This window comes from Eubacterium sp. BL-380-WT-2B, assembly GCF_009696115.1.
In the GTDB taxonomy this organism is placed as follows: domain Bacteria; phylum Bacillota; class Clostridia; order Eubacteriales; family Eubacteriaceae; genus Eubacterium; species Eubacterium callanderi.
In genome coordinates, this window is the sequence record NZ_VUMP01000003.1 from 386,641 (window position 1) to 405,932 (window position 19,292).

17 protein-coding genes and 1 riboswitch are annotated in these 19,292 nt (G+C 46.4%); of the genes, 8 read left to right on the forward strand and 9 right to left on the reverse strand.

Going from position 1 to position 19,292, the window contains the following annotated elements; translation table 11 throughout:
* Position 1 precedes the first annotated feature (1 nt).
* On the forward strand, positions 2-886 hold the full coding sequence (locus FYJ53_RS07965) for a RimK family alpha-L-glutamate ligase (protein ID WP_013380040.1): 885 nt from the start codon (positions 2-4) through the stop codon (positions 884-886).
* Positions 861-1,532, forward strand: coding sequence for a 4Fe-4S binding protein (locus FYJ53_RS07970; RefSeq protein ID WP_013380041.1), 672 nt, complete (start codon positions 861-863; stop codon positions 1,530-1,532). Before FYJ53_RS07965 ends, FYJ53_RS07970 begins: the two co-directional genes overlap by 26 nt.
* A gap of 94 nt (positions 1,533-1,626) precedes the next feature.
* Here the strand turns inward: FYJ53_RS07970 and FYJ53_RS07975 are convergent, their stop codons facing one another.
* The 3 genes from FYJ53_RS07975 to FYJ53_RS07985 form a co-directional block, all read right to left on the reverse strand.
* Positions 1,627-2,049, reverse strand: a complete 423-nt coding sequence (locus FYJ53_RS07975; RefSeq protein WP_154557245.1) for a DUF2000 domain-containing protein — start codon at positions 2,047-2,049, stop codon at positions 1,627-1,629.
* Between the two features lie 91 nt (positions 2,050-2,140).
* A complete protein-coding gene (locus tag FYJ53_RS07980) occupies positions 2,141-3,442 on the reverse strand; it encodes a J domain-containing protein (protein ID WP_013380043.1) in 1,302 nt (433 codons plus the stop codon).
* On the reverse strand, positions 3,443-5,284 hold the full coding sequence (locus tag FYJ53_RS07985; protein WP_073382412.1) for a molecular chaperone HscC: 1,842 nt from the start codon (positions 5,282-5,284) through the stop codon (positions 3,443-3,445).
* A gap of 158 nt (positions 5,285-5,442) precedes the next feature.
* Between FYJ53_RS07985 and FYJ53_RS07990 the strand changes: the two genes are divergently transcribed.
* Positions 5,443-6,081 (forward strand): cadmium resistance transporter, encoded by a 639-nt coding sequence (locus FYJ53_RS07990; RefSeq protein WP_013380045.1) that lies wholly within the window; start codon positions 5,443-5,445, stop codon positions 6,079-6,081.
* Between the two features lie 81 nt (positions 6,082-6,162).
* On the opposite strand, the gene FYJ53_RS07995 is transcribed toward FYJ53_RS07990, so the two are convergent.
* Complete coding sequence (locus FYJ53_RS07995; RefSeq protein ID WP_013380046.1) at positions 6,163-6,570, reverse strand: heme-binding protein; 408 nt, start codon at positions 6,568-6,570, stop codon at positions 6,163-6,165.
* A 203-nt stretch (positions 6,571-6,773) separates the two neighbouring features.
* Positions 6,774-7,352, reverse strand: a complete 579-nt coding sequence (locus FYJ53_RS08000; RefSeq protein ID WP_013380047.1) for a hypothetical protein — start codon at positions 7,350-7,352, stop codon at positions 6,774-6,776.
* A 192-nt stretch (positions 7,353-7,544) separates the two neighbouring features.
* Here FYJ53_RS08000 and FYJ53_RS08005 point away from each other — a divergent pair, with 192 nt between their 5' ends.
* Positions 7,545-12,095 (forward strand): EAL domain-containing protein, encoded by a 4,551-nt coding sequence (locus FYJ53_RS08005; RefSeq protein ID WP_070081168.1) that lies wholly within the window; start codon positions 7,545-7,547, stop codon positions 12,093-12,095.
* A gap of 87 nt (positions 12,096-12,182) precedes the next feature.
* Here FYJ53_RS08005 and fucO read toward each other — a convergent pair whose 3' ends face one another.
* The gene (gene fucO, locus FYJ53_RS08010) at positions 12,183-13,331 is read right to left on the reverse strand and encodes a lactaldehyde reductase (protein ID WP_013380050.1); all 1,149 of its coding nucleotides are present in this window, start codon (positions 13,329-13,331) and stop codon (positions 12,183-12,185) included.
* Between the two features lie 313 nt (positions 13,332-13,644).
* Between fucO and FYJ53_RS08015 the strand changes: the two genes are divergently transcribed.
* Entirely contained in the window at positions 13,645-15,006 is a 1,362-nt protein-coding gene (locus tag FYJ53_RS08015) for an MATE family efflux transporter (RefSeq protein ID WP_041690170.1), read from the forward strand.
* A 41-nt stretch (positions 15,007-15,047) separates the two neighbouring features.
* On the opposite strand, the gene FYJ53_RS08020 is transcribed toward FYJ53_RS08015, so the two are convergent.
* Genes FYJ53_RS08020 through FYJ53_RS08030 form a run of 3 tightly spaced genes read right to left on the reverse strand, consistent with a single transcriptional unit; the run spans position 15,048 to position 16,247 of the window.
* Entirely contained in the window at positions 15,048-15,818 is a 771-nt protein-coding gene (locus tag FYJ53_RS08020) for a DUF3169 family protein (protein ID WP_013380053.1), read from the reverse strand.
* A 1-nt stretch (position 15,819) separates the two neighbouring features.
* Positions 15,820-16,035, reverse strand: coding sequence for a helix-turn-helix transcriptional regulator (locus tag FYJ53_RS08025; RefSeq protein ID WP_013380054.1), 216 nt, complete (start codon positions 16,033-16,035; stop codon positions 15,820-15,822).
* The gene (locus FYJ53_RS08030; protein WP_013380055.1) at positions 16,032-16,247 is read right to left on the reverse strand and encodes a helix-turn-helix transcriptional regulator; all 216 of its coding nucleotides are present in this window, start codon (positions 16,245-16,247) and stop codon (positions 16,032-16,034) included. The genes FYJ53_RS08025 and FYJ53_RS08030 overlap by 4 nt, the downstream gene beginning before the upstream one ends.
* A gap of 174 nt (positions 16,248-16,421) precedes the next feature.
* Positions 16,422-16,535: riboswitch (molybdenum cofactor riboswitch) on the forward strand.
* A gap of 144 nt (positions 16,536-16,679) precedes the next feature.
* Between FYJ53_RS08030 and FYJ53_RS08035 the strand changes: the two genes are divergently transcribed.
* The 3 genes from FYJ53_RS08035 to FYJ53_RS08045 all read left to right on the forward strand — a co-directional run bounded on the left by FYJ53_RS08035 (position 16,680) and on the right by FYJ53_RS08045 (position 19,280).
* Positions 16,680-17,135: a 4Fe-4S dicluster domain-containing protein gene (locus FYJ53_RS08035; protein ID WP_013380058.1), complete on the forward strand. Its 456-nt coding sequence runs from the start codon at positions 16,680-16,682 to the stop codon at positions 17,133-17,135.
* A 2-nt stretch (positions 17,136-17,137) separates the two neighbouring features.
* Positions 17,138-18,934 (forward strand): aldehyde ferredoxin oxidoreductase family protein, encoded by a 1,797-nt coding sequence (locus FYJ53_RS08040; protein WP_013380059.1) that lies wholly within the window; start codon positions 17,138-17,140, stop codon positions 18,932-18,934.
* 70 nt (positions 18,935-19,004) lie between these two features.
* Positions 19,005-19,280 carry a MoaD family protein gene (locus FYJ53_RS08045; protein WP_013380060.1) on the forward strand — a complete coding sequence of 92 codons (276 nt, stop codon included), beginning with the start codon at positions 19,005-19,007 and terminating at the stop codon, positions 19,278-19,280.
* The last annotated feature ends 12 nt before the right edge of the window (positions 19,281-19,292 follow it).

A 19,292-nucleotide genomic window follows, 5' to 3' on the forward strand; every position in this document is an offset into this window, starting at 1 on the left:
AATGGTTGGGATTTTATACGAGTCAGAGGAATGGTCAAGCTATAAGCTCCTTGAAGAAATCCAGTCCTTTGGAATTGAGGCCTGTCTCATCAGCCTTGAAGAGGACCATGCCTTTGATCGGGTTAACGGCTGTGATCTGCTTGTCAGCCGGATATTTGCCAGCGCGCAGTTCAGAGGGCATCACAAATCGCTTGAGCGCATGCCGGGGGTTATAAAGCAGGCAGAGCGTAAAGGTATTCCGATACTCAATTCGCCCAGGGCGCATTTTTATGAAACCAGCAAAGCCCTCAGTACAGCCCTTCTCAGGGAGAAGGGCATCGCGGTTCCAGAGGTCTACGGCGTGTTTCTGCCCGATGAGATTGACCTGGGAAGCCTCCGGTATCCCTGCGTCATCAAGCCAGACTGCGGAGGAAGGACCAACTGCACAGCCATCATCAGCGAGGCCGAAACGATGGCAGAGACTCTGTCGGAGATGCCGGCGATCAGCATGATTGCGGAGGAATACATCCGTCCTGTTTATGGTTATATCACACGGGTCGAGGTGATTGGCGGAGAATGCCGTCTCATTTTAAAGCGCAGTGTGACATCGGATGGATTGTCAGCCTATCACCTGGGCTCTGTCTACGCCCACTATGCAGACTGCCCCGAAAAGCTCAGGCAGACAGCCGTAAGGGCAATGGCGCTTCTGGACATTGAGTTCGGCAGCCTTGATATTATTGAAACAGAAAGGGATTTTTATATTATTGATGTGAACGCTGTCTCCAACGCGTCAGAGGACAATACCGAGATGTTTGGTTTTGACCTGATGAGGGAGACCGCAGCTTATATTGCAGGACGTTTTAGAGAAATGGAGAAAAGAAATGATGACGATAAAAGAAATATATGAAAATTTTGATCAGATTGGCTGTGTGACTTTTTCAACCCTGGCGGAGAACGGTTATGTGGAATCGCGGATCGCCCATTTTTTCGCCTTTGATGAAGACGGGCTGTACTTTCGAACCATGGACGTTAAGCCGTTTTACAGAGAGCTGAAGCAGACGGGCAAGGTCAGTGTGTGTGGCATGTACCCCAGCAGTCAGGTGAGCCATGATGAAAACAATCTGCCCTCCTTTGTGCCGGGCTATACCATGCGGATCACCGGGGACGTGCGGGAGCTCACAATGGATGAGGTGGAGGAAAAGGCCAGGGGAAGCCGGGATTTTAACGTGGCGGTCTATGACATCCAAAAATATCCCAGGACACGCATTTTTGTGCTCTATCGGGCCTGGGGAGAACGCTATGACTTTGATTACGCAAAAGAAAAGCGGGATCATAAGCTGGAGCGTGCGCGTTTTGCCTATGGCGGCATGTCCTTTGAAAAGCCCGGCCTGACCATAACAGACGCCTGCATCTCCTGTGGAAAATGCACGGAACTCTGTTATTTTGACGCCGTTGAGGAAGGTGAACCCTATAAAATTAACGGAAACCGGTGCGATGAGTGCGGCAACTGCTATCACCACTGCCCAGTAAACGCCATTATTAAAAAATGGTAAATGACTGAAGATCCGCTTTATTGATGCGGGTTTAAAAGTGAGCTTTCAAATAATGACCCTTTGGACAGGCTTCTCATCCATAGGGCCATTATATTTATCTTAAAAGCGGCATGCTGCCAGTAAGCTTATTCACTTTCTTTTTGGAGCCGCAGATGGCAACGCCCATATACTGAAGATCAGCCTCCGGCGCGCCTGCCATGAGGTCAATAAATTCCTCGTAATCATTACAGCCCTGCGCTAAATCTGAAAAATCCACAACGGTCACATCGCTGAAATCGGATGTGTAGAGCCTTTGGCGGATTTCCCGGATGCTGTCTTTAGTTCCCTTCAAAACAGGAATGGGGAAGGCGATAATGCCGAGGTGCACGTTTCCATTTTGGTCTGTTACATCACAGCCCACAATGTCCGGCCTTTTTTTACCGAGCGTAATACCCAGGATAGCGGCGGTATTGGTGATGATGCCAAGGGGAAGCGCTTCATCAATAATCATGACACTTTTTTCATTTTCCAAGTTCATTTTCAGTCTCCTTTTTTGGTTGCTGAAATTCATTTTACACGTTAAAAAGAAAAAAGGCTTGAACGATATTCCTTTAATGGGTGGATTAATTTTAAGGATTAAGAAGCTGATAAGCCAGCTGATTTTTCGAGGCGTCCTCATCCCAATAGGCTGAGAAATCGGCTTGAAAGGCGTCTCTGTCCAGAGGAACGTTTTTAACGATGTCCACTGTTAATGGCAATGAGGCGCTAAAGCTGCCAGACGCCTGAATGCGGACTGTCATCTGCCCGGTCTGGCTCAGGTAGTGGCTCGTCTGAACCGCGTTATAATACTGCTCGAATTTTTCAACAAAAGCCTCCTTTCCTTCAGAAGGGCTGTAATAAAGGTGGCACAGGTTGGTAAAGCTGGTGTCTAGCATGGCCCACTGTCCCTTGGGGTCAATGCTGCACTGGGCAGCGAAATAATCAGAGGTTTCCCGTGCATAGGTATCGGACAGAAGATCAATTTCAGGATTGTTATTTTTCCAGAGCGCCTCAAAGCCAGTGGCATCCTGAAGACTCTGGTCAGCCGTTTTGACCGTATACAGCCGGCCATCAGGATAAAGGCTTCGGGTTGGGTCCTTTTCAGGATTAACGCTCTTGGGCTCATCCACGGTTAAATCAATCTGATATAAATCCTCCAGATAGGCTTCGACGTTTGCGGCGCTGTATTTTTCAGCATCACGGGCGGATTGGGTGAAATGATAAACCATCATTGCCCCGAGTGCAATAAGGACGATTCCAAAGGTGATAAAAGAGCGTGTCTGGCTGTCACGCTTAATGCGTTTATCCAAAAAGTCGAATAGAGGCTGACAGGGCAATTCGCTGTCAGCAGTAAAAAAGGTGGATGTGTAAGCGCTTTTGATCAGATGGTTTACTGTGGCGTCGATGGGGCATCTTTTCAAAATATGGATAAACTGACTGATAAAATAAGGGTCTTGGTGAAATTCGGCAAAAAAATCGGACTGTAAAAATGAATTGAGCGTTTTCAACCGCTGTTTTTTTGTTTTCAGATAAAGATTTTTCACACAGGAAAGGCCTGCGTCGATTTCACGGCGGCTTGCCTCCTGAGCTTTTTTCTGACCCTGCTCAATCAGCTGTTCAAAATCAGGCTCGTCTTTCTCCTGAGCCTGGTTTGGAATATTTTTTTCATTTTCAGAGACAGGAAAGACCGATGCTGGTGACGGCCCGGGGATGGTCTGTGCTGTAAGACTGCCCTTTGCGTATTTAACCGCTGCCTTGTAGGCGTCGTTGAGCTGCCTGAATTCCTCAGGGTGCTCCTCAGGATGATATTTTACTGACAGACGGGCATAGGCTTTTTTGATGGCTTTGAGATCCCGGGTTGGGTTGATATCAAGTATCTTCCAGATATCCATTTAGTCATCCCTCTTTTTTCGGTTCAACTGCCAGTTCAGGAACAGATTTTTCAAGTCCTCTTCTGAAGGGATTCCTGTCTTGTCGCCTGTATCCTCAGTCTTGAATGTCTGATACCAGTTTTCATCCGGGTTTGTGAGTGACGGCCCAAAGCCGCCATTTTCAAGCTCCCAGCTAACCTGATCAAGAAAATAAGAAAAGCGCTCCCGGGCCTTTGATATTGCGTGCGTTTTCTGGCTTTCCAGAGCGTGGGAAAACAGGAAAAGCTCAAATTCCACGGCTTTTCTGAGTTCGCCCACTGTCTGAGTAAACAGCCGGTCACCTCTGGCGAGAAGAAGTCTGTTTTCATCTTTATCCTTTGGATGAATTTTATATTTCTGCAGCGCCGCAACCTTTTTTTCGATTTCATGTTTATCCATGGTGTTGGAATCGCTGATGAGCAGAAGGCTTTTGGTGTTTTTTGTTGAGAGGGCAGTGGCTTCCACTACCAAAATGCCGTTGATATCATAGGTGAAACGGACATCAACGGTCTCCTGGCCCTTTGGCTTTCTGGGCACGGGCAGATCAAGCTTGCCGAGAAAGCTGTTTTCATCTGCGTAGCGCCCTTCGCCCTGGTAGACTTTAAGTTCGATTTTTGACTGGAAATCGCTGGCTGTGCAGTAGATACCCGTGCGGCTGGCAGGAAGCGTCGTGTTGCGCTCAATAAGGACAGACATCAAATCTCTGGAGTGCTCCAGAGGGTTAACAATATTAACGCCGAGAGAAAAAGGACAGATATCTGTCAGGAGAATATCCCGAATATCCTGGTGGCGCGCCTTGATACCAGCATAAGCACCGGTACCCAAAGCCACAATGGTATCTGGCGAGCCAATACTGTCCGCCTCCTTGCCGAGGACATAATTCACATAGAGCTTGACCACAGGCATCTTGCAGGAGCCGCCAACCAGAACGACCTGGTCAATTTCATCGAGGGAGAGACTGCCGTCAATGAGCACTTTTTTTATGGGCTCTGTAAGGCGCGTGAAAAGCGGCGCGGCAATTTCAATAAACTGCTCACGGCTGATTGGAAGTGTGTCGTGAAGCTCCTCGGCAGAAACCGTCATCTTTGCCGTTTCGGCGTCAGTGAGGTCAAATTTGCATTTTTCCGCACTCTGCAGGAGCACCCCTTTGGTATTTTCGTTGAGCGCCTCAAAATCAAGTCGTTTTTCCTGGCAGAAATAACGGGCCAGCAGCCGGTCAAAATCGCTGCCCCCAAGACGATTATCGCCGCTGACAGCCAGAACGTTGATAACATTGTCAAAACACTCGACAAGGGACACATCAAGGGTACCGCCGCCAAAATCAAAAACAAGGAGATTTGCGTCCTCCTCGGCATTCATTAGCTGGCAGGCAAGAGCGGCAGCCGAGGGCTCATTGACCAGCCGTTCCACCTTCAGGCCAGCCAGCTCTCCAGCCCGCTTTGTGGCAGAGCGCTGAGCGTCGTTAAAGTAAGCGGGGACACTGACGACGGCTTCCGCCACCGGCTCCTTTAAAAAAGCTTCTGCGTCTTCCTTCAGCTTTTTAAGAATAAAGGCCGAGAGCTCTTCTGGTCTGAAACGCCGCTTTCCCAGGGTATAGATTTTGTCTGAGCCCATAAAACGTTTAAAAATACCGGCCGTTTCCTTTGGATGGGTGATCAGGCGTTCCTTTGCAATCTCGCCCACATAAATGGTTTCATGGTCAATGCTGACTACGCTTGGTGTCAGAAAATGGCCGAAAGTGTTTGGAATCAATATACTTTGTCCATTTTTCCACACGGTGACAAGACTGTTTGTCGTCCCTAAATCAATACCTATAATCGCCAAGATGCGCCTCCTTTTTGTCGAATAGACAGATTGAGATAATATGATTATAACATAAACAGACCGTTTTGAAGTCACATAATGCCATTTAACTCTTTCTTTTACAGATGAAAAAGGATAAAATAGTGGAGTAAAAGTTATTATGGATTAGGGAGGAAAGTATGCCCATTGTTATGACTGCGCTGTTGTCCTTTGCGGGGACAAATATTGATGATATTTTAATCCTGACCCTGCTTTTTTCAAGGGCAGAGACAGCGGCGGATAAGTGGAGAATTATCCTTGGCCAGTACCTGGCAGTTTTGACACTGACCTTTTTCAGCCTTTTCTTTGGCTACAGCATTTCCTTTGTGCCCCACGCGTATATCGGCCTGTTCGGCTTGGTTCCGATTTTGCTTGGGCTGGGCGCAGTGCGGCAGCTCAGAAATAAAGGGCGTGATCAAAGCCAGCAGACAGACAAAGCGCAAAGGGAACCCGGAAGGCTAAGACAGTTTCTCGAGAAAATATTTCCGGCAGATATTTTGTACGTTTACTTTTTAACTCTGGCAAACGGTGCAGACAATGTGAGTGTTTATATCCCCTTGTTCACGAATCTGGGGGCTGGAGAAATCATAACAATTATCGTGATTTTTGTGGTTTTGATTGGCGTATGGTGTTTTCTGGGAATGAAAATAGGCCAGTATCCCCTGATTAAGGTGTTTCTTGAAAAATATAAGGATATGCTGATCCCCCTTGTCTTTATCGGGCTGGGGCTTTATATTTTGTTGAAGAGCGGCACTTTTGGACTGCTGCTGGCGGGGTGAAAATGCGGTTAAAAGAACTGCCCCCAACCTCAGACTTGAAATTTTGAGGTTGGGGGCAGATTTTTATATCAAAAGAATATCTTAGAGAGCCGCAAGTCCTGCCTGGGCAACGCTCTCGTCTTCAGCGACACTGCCGCCGCTGACACCAATGGCGCCAATGATGCGATCTCCGTCTATAATCGGGAATCCACCACCAAATGTCACAATTCTGCCTTCACAGCAATTACCAAGACCAAAGAGTTCTCCGGCTTCCTTTGCAGCATCCCCTGCAACAGAGCTCGGCATTTTTAATGAAGCGGCTGTGTAGGCCTTGTTTTGAGCAATACTGATACTTGCCAGTAAAGAATCCTCCATGCGGTGGACTAAAACGGTGTTTCCGCCCATATCGCATACTGCAATTACCATGGGTACATCAATTTCAACAGCCTTTTTTTCGGCTGCTTCGGCCATTTTTTTGGCCATTTCCAATAGTTTACCTGTCTGAGTCATTTTAATCTCCTTTTCTAATATAATCTACCAATTTGCCAAACAGATACTAACAATTATATTATACATGGTTTGCCATACGATTACAATTAATTTCATCACAATTTTGTTCCTTCTAAAGTAAAACATCTTGCTCTTAAGAATAAGATGCGGGTACTTACGAAGTAAAGTTTTGAAGGGGTCATATTAAATTGCCGGCGGCTTTTCTATAAATCCTTTAAAGCCTCTTTCCGGAACAGTTTTGGGTCTTTGTTGAACTGATCCTTTTTGCCTTTCAGAAAGCTCTTGAATTCGGCCCAGGTGCCCTGGGTCATGTCATTTTCATGGATCACAAAGTTCTGGTATTTTGTCTGCAGTGTGATAAGGCTTTCGGTCATGTCGCATTTAATGATTTCGCCATAGGCAAAGATCACCTTTTTATCGCGAAAGAGAATTTCAAGCTTTTTGGGTGTAAAGGTAAAGGTTCTTACTGAAAAGTAACGGTCTGGCCAGAAATGAGCCAAGAGCCTGATGAGCAGCGGGTTGAATTTTCCGAGGAAGAACAAAGCGCCAAGCACACCGCTGATCAGGCGAAAAGCAAACAGGCCGAGATAGACAAAATAACCGCCTGCAAAAAGCTTGATCTGCAGATAGACCATAAAGAGGGCATAGACAGTATAGATAAGAACAAAATAGCTCACAATGCGCAGCGGCTCGGAAGGCCCCATGCTGAAACGGTTATATTTCTTATTGAGCAGTAACAGATCCTGGAGATCGTTCGATACAGATGCTTTAAAAGACTTCATTTAAAAGGCTCCTGTCAATAATTTCAAATTTAGACTTGTACACTATTTTAACACAGCCGATGATGGAATAACAGCAAAAATTAAGACATACAAAGCATCAGAATCGTTTTAACTTTATTTTGAGGGTTATTTATACTATAATATAATTAATATTTGAAATTTATTGGCATGATGGACGCCGGGGGTAAAGTAATGATTGGTAAGACAGTTTTAGTTGTCGATGAAAATCCTGCTGAAAACACTTTGCTGGACAATGTTTTAAACAAGAGCTACCAAGTTGTTGTCTCAAAAGAAAACGATGCCGCTTTGAGGTTTCTCCAACAGAATAAGTCAACGGTGGCAGTGATTATTTTTAGTTATGCTTTGTTTAATGAAATGCCGACGGCGCTTCGGACTGTTCTATGGGACATACAGGCATCGCGGGGGACAGGTGTTTTAGTGCTGACAGATGCGGACAATCCCATCATGGAGGAGCAGGCCCTCAAACTTGGCGCGACGGATATTTTGCCCAGGCCCCTTGATCCGCGTATGATCAGGCAGCGTGTCCGAAATACCTCGCTTCAAAGTAATTTAAAAACTCTGGAAGAATATGATTCTCTGACAGGGCTGTTGAACAAAGATACCTTTTACAAAAATGTCCATGAAATTTTAATGGGTTTTCCTGAAAAAGCATACAGCATTATCTGTTTTGACATTGAGCGTTTCAAGGTTATCAATGACCTGTTCGGTGCAGAGGAGGGGGATCGTCTGCTCCAGTATATTGGCGATGAGCTGAATACCTGGGCAGCGGAAAAGGCAGGCTGTGCCGGGCGCATTGTGGCAGATGTATTTGCTATCCTGCTGCCGGATATGGAGGGTGATGCAGACAGTACTGCGCAGAGGCTGACGGATAGTCTGGAGCAATACCCATTGGATATGGAGATATCCATAGCTGCAGGCCTATATCATATTGATGATGTGAACCTCCCAGTCAGCAGGATGTGTGACCGGGCGATCCTTGCGCTCAACTCTGTAAAGGGAAACTACCTGAAACGTGCGGCCGTTTATGACAATCATCTGAGAAGCTCGCTGATTGAGGAACAGGAAATTGTTAACGAGATGGCTCATGCTCTGGCAGAACGCCAGTTTCAGGTGTACATACAGCCAAAATGCGATATGCGCACCAATAAAATTGTCGGCTGTGAAGCCCTCGTCCGGTGGATTCATCCGGAAAAGGGCATTATCAGTCCTGCGGCCTTTATTCCTGTTTTTGAACGGAATGGTTTTATTTTAAAGCTCGATGCTTATGTATGGGAAGAAGTCTGCCGTTTAATGAGAAACTGGATTGATAATGGACACCAGCCCATACCAACCTCGGTAAATGTTTCGAGGGTTAATCTGTACCATCAGGGGCTGAGCGACCTGCTGGCAAATATGGTGAAGAAGTATAATCTGCCTCCATATCTGCTGGAGCTGGAGATTACCGAAAGTGCTTACACCAAAAATCTGGATCAGCTGCTGAGCCTTGTGAACAGGCTTCGCGACCTGGGCTTTACCATTTTGATGGATGATTTTGGCAGCGGTTATTCTTCACTCAACATTTTGAAGGATATCAATGTCGATGTGCTGAAGATCGACATGCGCTTTCTCTCCGACATGGAACATTTAAAGGGCCGTGCCGGCAATATTCTGGAATCGGTGGTCCGGATGACAAAATGGCTTGACCTCAGTGTGATTGCAGAAGGGGTAGAGACAAAAGAGCAGGTTGATTTTCTTTTGGATATTGGCTGTCACTATGCCCAGGGATATTACTACTATAAGCCCATGCCCACAGATGAATTTGAAGCGCTGTTATTACAGGATGCCGATAAACTTGATTTTTCGGGAATGGAACGTGAAAAGAGCAATACGATCAGCTATGATGAGCTGGTGCATTCGGACAGTATGACCCGATCGCTTTTAAATAATCTGATAGGCGGTGTGGCTTTTTATGAGTACTTCCAGGGCAATCTTGAGGTTTTAAGAGTCAATGAGGGGTATTACCAGGCGACGGGCTGTAATGCGGAGGCTTTAAAAACGAACGGACGTCACATTCTGGACCGCGTACCTGATGAGGATAAGCCCATTGTCCTCGACGCGCTGCAGAGAGCGCCAAAAACGCCTGAAAAGGGAATAGATATTCAGTTCAGGCGGAAACGGCTGAACGGTGAATACATGTGGATGTACATGCGCCTCTTTTTCCTGGCGGATCGGGGAGATCGCCAGCTCTTTTATGCGTCGATTATTGATGTGACAAAGCAGAAGCAGTCTGAGGAGGCGCTCCGCCTTTCGGAGCAGCGGTTCCGGATCGCCATGGAGGCGACCAACAATACGATTTTTGATTTTGATATTGAGAAAAGAACCATTGATTATTCAGATTATTTTGCGAAAAAATACGGGTTGAAGCCACACCTTGTCAATGTGCCGAACAGCCTGGTCGATGAAGGTGTGATCCATCCGGATTCAAAAGTGTGCTTTTTGGAGATGTACCGTAAGATATTTAAAGGCGCTCCCAAAGCAAGCTGCGAGGTGCGGGTTAAACTATATGACAGCAGTTATCTCTGGAACAGGATCACGCTGACCAATATCTATGATTCAACGCAAAAGCCAGTGAGGGCAGTTGGCCTGGTTGAGGATATTTCCAGAGAAAAGGAAATGGAAAACCAAATTCTTCAAAAAGAAAAATCCCTTTCAAATTTAAAAAAGGAAAATCAGCAGGCTGTTCTCTCTTTGTTGGGCGAGTCATCACCAAATGGACTTATCGGCGGCTATTGTGAGCCTGGCTTTCCGCTCTACTTCATCAATAAGGAAATGCTTGAGATCATGGGCTATGATTCCTATGATGATTTTATAGAGGGTACTGGCGGCTTTGTCAACAATACGATTCATCCCGATGATCACGAGTATGTTGCACAGATAGTCGGGCCAAAAGATAAGGAAGGCGACGAGTATACTGTCCGCTACCGCACGCTGCGCAAGGACGGCAGTTATTTCTGGGTTATTGACCGGGGGCGGGTGGTGCGCGCGGAGGATGGCCGGCTGGCTATCGTGAGCGCCTGTATCGACATTACCGAGCAGGTTGAGCTTCAGAATGAGTTTGAAACTGTGCTGAACAGTACGCCAGGTGATGTTGTCGTCTTAAAAATTAATGGGGAAAATATTGAAACAAAGTACATGAGCTTTGGACTCGCAAAGGTTCTGGGCTATGAGGAAAAGGAGTACCAGAGGCTGCTGACCTGTGAGGACGGTTTGAAACTGATATATGCCAAGGACAGGGCGTACTATTTTAACGCAGTTTATAAAAGCGCAGCGGAGCGGCTGCCCATCAACATTGATTTCAGATCAGTAAATAGAGGCGGTGGATTTGGCTGGATCAATTTTTCGGCTGAGTTTTACGGAACCGATGAAGGCTGTATGGTCTACCATGGTATTTTTACTGATATTTCTGAGCTCAAGAAAAAAGAAGAAAAGCTGAAGCTTTCTGAAGAACGCTTTAAAGCCGCCATTGAGCATCTGGATATAAGCATTTGGGAATATGATATAAAGACAAAGTGCCTGATAAAGGAAACTAAGTGGAACAAAGAAGGAAGCCGGCGCCTGGTGTATCCCAATATGCCTGACGAAAGCGTGACAAAGGGCTATGTGTCCCCTGAATCCCTCGGTGAGTATCTGCGGCTTTATGAGGATATCAGCGGGGGCAAGCTCAAAACCTCGGCGGAGGTACAGATTCAGGAACCAGACGGCAAGTACTGCTGGTACCGCATTACCTATACGGTGGTGCTGGACGAGGACGGACAGCCCATGAAAGCCATCGGTACCTCCGAAAATATTGAGGAGGAAAAACGAAAACAAAAACGTATTGACAAACTTTTACTCAAAGCACAGAAGGATTTTTTGACAGGGCTTTATAACAGAGAAACCATTGAAGAAATGGTAAAGCAGAGCTTAGAGATCAGCGTTTTGGACAAGGGTGTGTCGGCTATACTCATAGCGGATATTGATAATTTTAAACAGATTAATGATTTTTACGGACATACAGAGGGGGATCACGTTTTAAAGGAAATTGGACGGATAATCCCAGAGGTTTTTGGTGACAAGGCACTTACAGGGCGCCTTGGTGGTGATGAATTCCTTGTTTTTGTGACGGGCGAGGATTATGAAAGTGATATCTGCAGTCTGACGCAAAAGTTTTGCGATCGTCTTAGCGAGCTGGAGGTTCAGGATAAAAAGATTACGGTATCTGTGGGGATTGCTTTTGTAGAGGAAGCGATAAGGGACTTTAAAACGCTTTACCAAAACGCAGATGCGGCTCTGTATGTGGCGAAATGCAGAGGTAAAAACACCTATGCAGTTTATCATGCGTTGCAGTTTCAAAAGCAGCATGCTTATTTTAATATGGACACAGCTATCCTGGACGAATTAGACAGCTTTGTTTATATCATCAATGCGGAGACTTACGACATTATCTATTGTAATACAGCATTACTGCGAGCACTGGGGGTAGATGAAGTTGAAGCGAAAAGGCATAAATGCTACGAGCTCTTGGCGCAGTGCTCACAGCTCTGTCAAGGATGTGAGCAGCGGGAGCTATTTTATGATCGGTTTATTTCCAGAGACATGTCTTTTTTCAATGGAAAGGTACCGGTAACACTGAGAGAAAAGCTTTTTAAATGGGGAAGCCTTACCCTGCGGCTTGGTCTTGCACGTTTTAAAAAGGAAAGTTAATAAATATTAAAAGAACCCACTGGAGGGATGATCTGGTGGGTTCTTTTTTGATGAGGTATTGTTGGAGAATGAATGGTAAAAAAGGATTTACATCAGAGCTTTGTACAGTTCAACAATGTCTTCCAGGCTGGCATCTTTTGGATTGCCAGGTTTACAGGCATCATCAAATGCGGACTGTGCGAGGAAAGGAATATCTTCTTCCTTGACGATTTCCTTTAAATCCTGAGGAATACCGACGTCGATTGACAACTGGCGAACCGCATCCACAGCAGCTTTTCGGTATTCTTCCTGGGACATGCTCTCAGTGCCTTCAACACCCATGGCCTGCGCGATGTATCTGTATTTTTCGCCGGTTTCAGGCGCGTTATATTCCATGATGGAGGGTAAAAGGATCGCGTTGGCAACACCGTGTGGCGTGTCATAAACAGCGCCCAAGGCATGGGCCATGGAGTGGACAATGCCGAGACCAACATTGGAAAAGCCCATTCCCGCGACGTACTGGCCGAGTGCCATGTCTTCGCGTCCTTCAGGAGTGTTTTCGACAGCACCCCTTAAGGAACGTGCGATGATCTCAATGGCTTTTAAGTGGAACATATCTGAAAGCTCCCAGGCACCCAAGGTTGTATAGCCTTCGATGGCGTGTGTGAGGGCGTCCATACCTGTGGAAGCGGTCAAACCCTTTGGCATACTGGACATCATGTCCGGATCTACAAAGGCAACGACCGGGATGTCATGTACGTCGACACAGACAAATTTACGTTTCTTTTCGACATCGGTAATAACGTAGTTAATGGTGACTTCTGCTGCGGTACCGGCAGTGGTTGGAACGGCAAAAATCGGAACACAGGGATTCTTTGTCGGGGCAACACCTTCCAGACTGCGGACATCTTCAAATTCAGGATTGGTAATGATAATACCAATGGCTTTTGCGGTATCCATGGAGGAGCCGCCACCGATGGCGATCAGATAGTCTGCGCCGGAAGCCTTAAAGGCTGCAACACCAGTCTGTACGTTTTCGATGGTGGGATTCGGCTTGATTTCAGAGTAAACTTCATAATCAAGTCCTGCTTCGTCAAGAATATCCGTTACCTTTTTTGTCACATTAAATTTCACCAAATCAGGGTCAGAACAGACAAAGGCCTTTTTAAAGCCGCGCGCCTTTGCTTCGGTTGCAATTTCATTGATTGCGCCGCTGCCGTGATATGATGTTTCATTTAGAACGAATCGATTTGCCATAATAGTAATCTCCCTTAACTAATAAAATTAATATTATTTTATTCAATTTTCGTAAAATTCTCAAGATAGATTAATGTTCATTTGATGCAAATATTTATTAACGTTTTCATCAACAGAAGAAAGGTGTTTTTACAAAAGACAATAAAGGAAAATATTTTGTTCTCAAATGAAAGAAAAACAGAAAGAAAAATCAGGGTCGTTAAAAATTGATAATTTAATGACCGTAAACGTGCACAAATTCAAACCGAAAGCTTTATCCGACCCTTGTTTATGCTATAATAACAAAGCAATTTATTATATGACAGGAGTAAAAATGACCACAACTTTTCCGGAAAATACAAAAAAAGAATCCTTATTCAAGCTGACATGGCCCATTTTTGTGGAGCTTTTTCTGCAGATGCTGGTGGGGAATACGGACCAGATGATGGTAGGACAGGTGTCGCAGACCGGTGTGGGCGCCATCGGGAACGCTAACCAGATTATCAATGTCCTGTTGATTTCCTTCAGTATCATCTCCCTTGCGACCACGATTCTGGTTTCTCAGAACATGGGCGCAAAAAATTATAAAAATGTGTCGACAATCTATACATTGGCATTGATCGTCAACCTGGTTTTCTCAGTGATCATCAGCGCGATTCTGCTGTTTTTTACAGAGTCCATCTATCATATGCTGCAGGTGCCAGACGCCATTATGCCCGAAACGGTTGCCTACACGCGGATTATTGGCGCGGGCCTTTTTCTGCAGGCTGTATTTCTGACCTTTTCGGCTATTTTCAGGAGTAATCGTCTGATGAAAGAAACCATGTTTGTCTCCATTATTATGAATGTGCTCAACATTGGGGGGAACTACATTCTGATCAACGGCATTGGCCTGCCGGCACCTCTTGGTGTAACTGGAGCCGCCATCTCAAGCAACATCGCCAAGCTTGTTGGGGTGGTGATTGTTGTCTGCCTGTTCGTTAAAAAAATCAAACCGGGAATGTCCTTAAAAACATTGCGGCCTTTCCCGTCCGCCATGCTTAAAAGGCTTCTGTTTATCGGGATCCCTTCGGGTGGTGAGACACTTTCCTGGACGCTGAGCCAGACAGTGACAATGGGATTTGTGAATCTCTGCGGCGCGGTGGTCATTACAACTCGTGTGTATGCGGTGATGTTTGCCATGATCACTTATCTGTACAGCAATGCAATTTCCCAGTCCTCCCAGGTTTTAGTGGGCTATATGATTGGAGCGAGGGAGTATGACAATGCGGACAGGCGTGTAAAGGCCACACTCCGGTCATCTGTGCTGGTATCCTTCTGCGTGGCGCTTCTGCTCTTTGTGTTCAGTGATCAGATTTTTGGTTTTTTCACCTCTGACCCGGAAGTTATTGCCCTCGGTAAGCAGGTGATGTTCATTGATATTTTTCTGGAGCTTGGCCGTGCGGTAAATATGGTGATGGTCCGCTCACTTCAGGCGGCCAATGACATTCTGTTTCCCATCGCCCTTGGTATTGGCTCACAATGGTTTGTATCGGTGGTTCTGTGTTATGTTTTAGGCATTATACTGGGGTGGGGACTGATCGGGATATGGATCGCCATGGCCTGTGATGAAATCCTGAGAGCTGCCATGTTTTTAGTCCGTTGGAAACGCAGGAAATGGATGGATTTAAGCATTAAGAACGCAGTGAAGGCCTGATAAAAAGGAGGTACGCCGTTTCGGCGCACCTCCTTTTTGGTTTAACAGTCATCACTGTCTATTTTTTTGCTTTTTTGAAGATTCATGGAAAAGATGCAGCACAGTGTGCTCTGCAGTCCCCATAAAATACCAATGATCATAAAAGGAAACGCGCCAATGGGGGTGGTCAGGGCCGCAAACATGAGCAGCACCATGACAATGAGAAAGGCCATCTGCATAATTTGAAAGGTTTTATAGGCAGCCTTGTAGAGAATGAATTTTTCCGCCTCATCATTGCTGTTCATCCAGATCTTTTTAAAATTTAAATCCAGCGGGTTTCCCTGTTTTTCCGGATTCATCTTTTTGGTCAGATTCACAAAGAGAATCTGGAAGATAACGCAGAAGATAACTGGCAGTAAAAATGCCGCGAGTGCCCATAAAAGGGAAGTGGAGCTGTTATTGTGTATGCCGCTGACATTGATACCGTAAAAAGCAAAGGTGAAAATCAGCGTGATGTTGCCAAAGATTATCCCTGTATCACAGAGGTGGTCGGCTTTTTCATAAAGTGCATCCGAATCGTTTGTTTCCAGCTGTCTGTAGGTATTTCTTGCGGAAAGGTAAAACAGAGCGGTGATGAGCATTAAAACAACAGAACCGGCAGAAGATATATATAGGCCGTAGTCCAGAATGTTGTTTTGAAGCAGCTGTACGCTATCGACAATGTCAAAGCCTGGATAGTTCAGCAGGAAGCCAGCCAGCCCGCCTAAAAAGCCGCATATGATGATCAGGGTAAAAAATTTCAGGTAAATGTGTTTGCTTTCTTTTGCTTTCATGTCATTTTTCCTCCTCGAGGGTATGGGTAAAAAGGGAATCGATGGTAGTATTGAAAATATCTGCGAATTTTGCGGCAAGCCGGACAGAGGGAGAATAAAGGTTTTCCTCGATCAAAAAGATGGTTTGCCTGGATACGCCAGCCAGCTCGCCAAGCTGTGCGGGCGTAAGCTTTTGTTTGATTCTGTAATCTTTCAGGTGGTTTTTGTGCGTGTTCATTCTGAGTCCTCCTCATCTGAATAGGTAAAAATGTCCTCAACGGAGGTATTAAAAATCCGGGCAATTTTAAGCGCCAGCGTTACGGAAGGAGAATAATCTCCGCGTTCAATTAAACTGATGGTTTGCCTGGATACACCGGCCAGCTTACCAAGCTCTGACTGATTGATTTTATCTCGGGCCCGGAACTCTTTTAATCGGTTTTTGAGGGGCATGCTCAGGCCTCCTTTGTATATGATTTTTGTCATCTTGACAAATATTCTTGTCAAAAATAGTTTAACATTGACAAAAATATTTGTCAAACAAAAATTTGATAAAAAAGAAAAAATAAATCTTTAGAAAATTTTAAGACGTTTACAAGAATTTAAAAATGTGCTATGATAATGATAACAATAGAATTGCTCTGAAGCTGGAAAGACCCTTCCGGGGCCTTTCCAGCCAATGGGTAACAGGGGCAACCCTGTTGTCTGCCATCTTTGCAAAGGAGCCCGTAGAAACTGCTTTTACTATGTATAAAGCTATTTCTGCGGGCTTTGTGTTTTCCTGAATTCCAGGACACAAAGCGATTCTCATTTTGTAAACTTACCACAAAGGAGGTGTGAGGGTACTGCGTCGGCAGTATCCAGAAGCGTATGAGCAAACAACTCATGATTAAACCTGAAAAGTGCATAAGCTGCAGAACCTGCGAACTGGTCTGTTCTTTTGGACACTATCAGGAATTTAATCCATCATTGTCAAATGTAACAGTGATGGATTATGAAAAAGCAGCCGTAACCATTCCTGTGATGTGTATGCAATGTGAGGAACCAGCTTGCATGAAGGTGTGTCCGGTGGGCGCGATCTCAAGGAATGAAAACGGTGCATTTGTTATGGATGAAGCAAAATGTATCGTGTGTAAAATGTGTATGAACGCCTGCCCGCTCGGCAACATCAGCTTTAATCCGGTTAAGAGAAAAGTGTTTAAATGCGATCTGTGTGACGGCGATCCAAAATGTGCCAAGTTTTGTCCGTCTGGCGCCATTGTCTATGGCGAAGCGGTTGAAATGGAACGTAAAAAGGCCATTGCGGATCAGCTGAAAGACGTTTATGGATTGGAGGGATAACGATGAATGGATGGATGGGACAATTAATCCGCGTTGATCTGGAAGCAGGAACCATCAAAAAGGAACCGCTTAACATGCAGGCCGCCCATGATTTTATTGGCGCGCGTGGCCTGGGAACAAAATATTTCTGTGACGAGGTAGACCCGCAGGTAGACCCGCTTGGTCCGGATAATAAAATGATTTTTATGACAGGACCGTTGACCGGTACGGCTGCTTCCTGCAGCGGGCGGTATGAGGTCGTGGCAAAGGCGCCTTTGACAGGAACCATCGGCGCTTCAAACTCCGGCGGTCATTTTGGCCCCGAACTGAAATTTGCAGGCTATGACGGAATTATTTTTGAAAACCAGAGTGACCGTCCGGTTTACCTGTATATCAATGACGACACAGTGGAGCTCAGAGATGCCTCAGACCTCTGGGGGAAGGACGTTTATGAAACGACCGAAGCACTGGAGGAAGCTTGCGGAGAAGGCGCGCGTGTCGCCTGTATTGGCCCGACCGGTGAACAGGGCTGCCTGTATTCTGCCATCATGAATGACAAGCACCGCGCAGCAGGCCGTGGTGGTATGGGCGCTGTGATGGGCAGCAAAAAGCTAAAGGCTGTAGTGGTTCGCGGAAGCGGCGGGGTAACAGTGGCGCGGCCTGAAGGTTTTATGGCAGCGATGACCGATGCCCGTACCAAGCTCAAGGAACACCCCGTTACGGGTGGAGGACTGCCGACCTATGGCACTGAGGTTCTGGTCAATATGATCAACGAAGTCGGTGGCCTGCCGCTTCGCAACTGGCGTGACGGCGGTGTCTATGATAAGGCAGATGATACCTCTGGTGAAGCGCTGGTCGATTCTTATCTGGTTAAAAACAAGGGCTGCTTTGGCTGCTCCATTGGCTGCGGCCGCGTGACCAGAATCCCGGACGGGCCGTTTAAGTCCATGGGTGAAGGCCCAGAATACGAGGCCGGCTGGTCCTATGGTGCAGACTGTGGTGTCAATGATCTGGCTGCTATCTGCAAAGCCAATTTCCTCTGTAACCAGTATGGCATGGACCCGATCACACTTGGTTCTACCATTGCCTGTGCCATGGAGCTTTACGAAAAGGGGCTTCTGAGTGAGGAAGAAATTGGCCGTCCGCTGCCCTTTGGCGACGCACAGGCCATGGTTGATCTGACAGAGCTCACAGGAAAAATGGAAGGCTTTGGTGTTGAGCTGGCTCAGGGCTCGTACCGCCTGGCAGAAAAACACGGTGCGCCAGAGTTGTCCATGTCCGTTAAAAAACAGGAAATGCCCGCTTATGATGGACGCGCTGTCCAGGGGATGGCCCTTGAATATGCGACCTCCAACCGTGGAGGCTGCCATGTCCGTGGTTACCTGACCTCACCTGAGGTTCTGGGGATTCCGTTAAAGACCGATCCGCTTGTGACTGAAGGCAAGGCGCCGCTTCTCAAGACCTTCCAGGATCTCACAGCAGCGGTAGATTCCAGCGGCATCTGCCTGTTCACAACCTTTGGCATCGGCCTGCCTGAGATTGCGGCGCAGTACCGCGAGGCTGTAGGCTCAGATGAGACGGATGAGGAATTCCTGTTAAAGGGAGAACGGATCTGGAACATTGAAAAGCAGTTTAATATTGCAGCAGGTGTTGAGAAAGATACTCTGCCGCCAAGACTACTGCGCGAAGCCCTGCCGGAAGGCCCGGCAAAGGGCAAAGTGGCTGAGCTTGACGTCATGCTGAAAGAATACTATGAAGTGCGCGGCTGGAGCACAGAAGGTGTGCCAACCGAGGAAAAAGTTCAGGAGCTTGGACTTTAAACGACAGATATCGGAGATGGGGCACAGCCCTGTCTCCTTTCATGCATCATAACGCAAAGAGGAGATTAAGATGAAAGTAAAATTTTTCGCTACCATCCGGAATTATACAGGCTGCCGTCAGGCAGATGTACCGGTCTGTAAGGATATGTACACGCTTTTGCATATCCTCTCTGAAACCTATGGCGATGCTTTCAGGAATCACGTTTTAAGTCCAGATGGAGAGGCGCCCGGAGCAGAGATTATCCTGATGGTCGACGGACGCCATATCGAGCATTTGCAGGGGCTTAAGACACCTCTGAACGAAAACAGTGCTGTGGCAATTTTTCCCGTTGTTGCGGGAGGATGAGGAAGGGGAGTG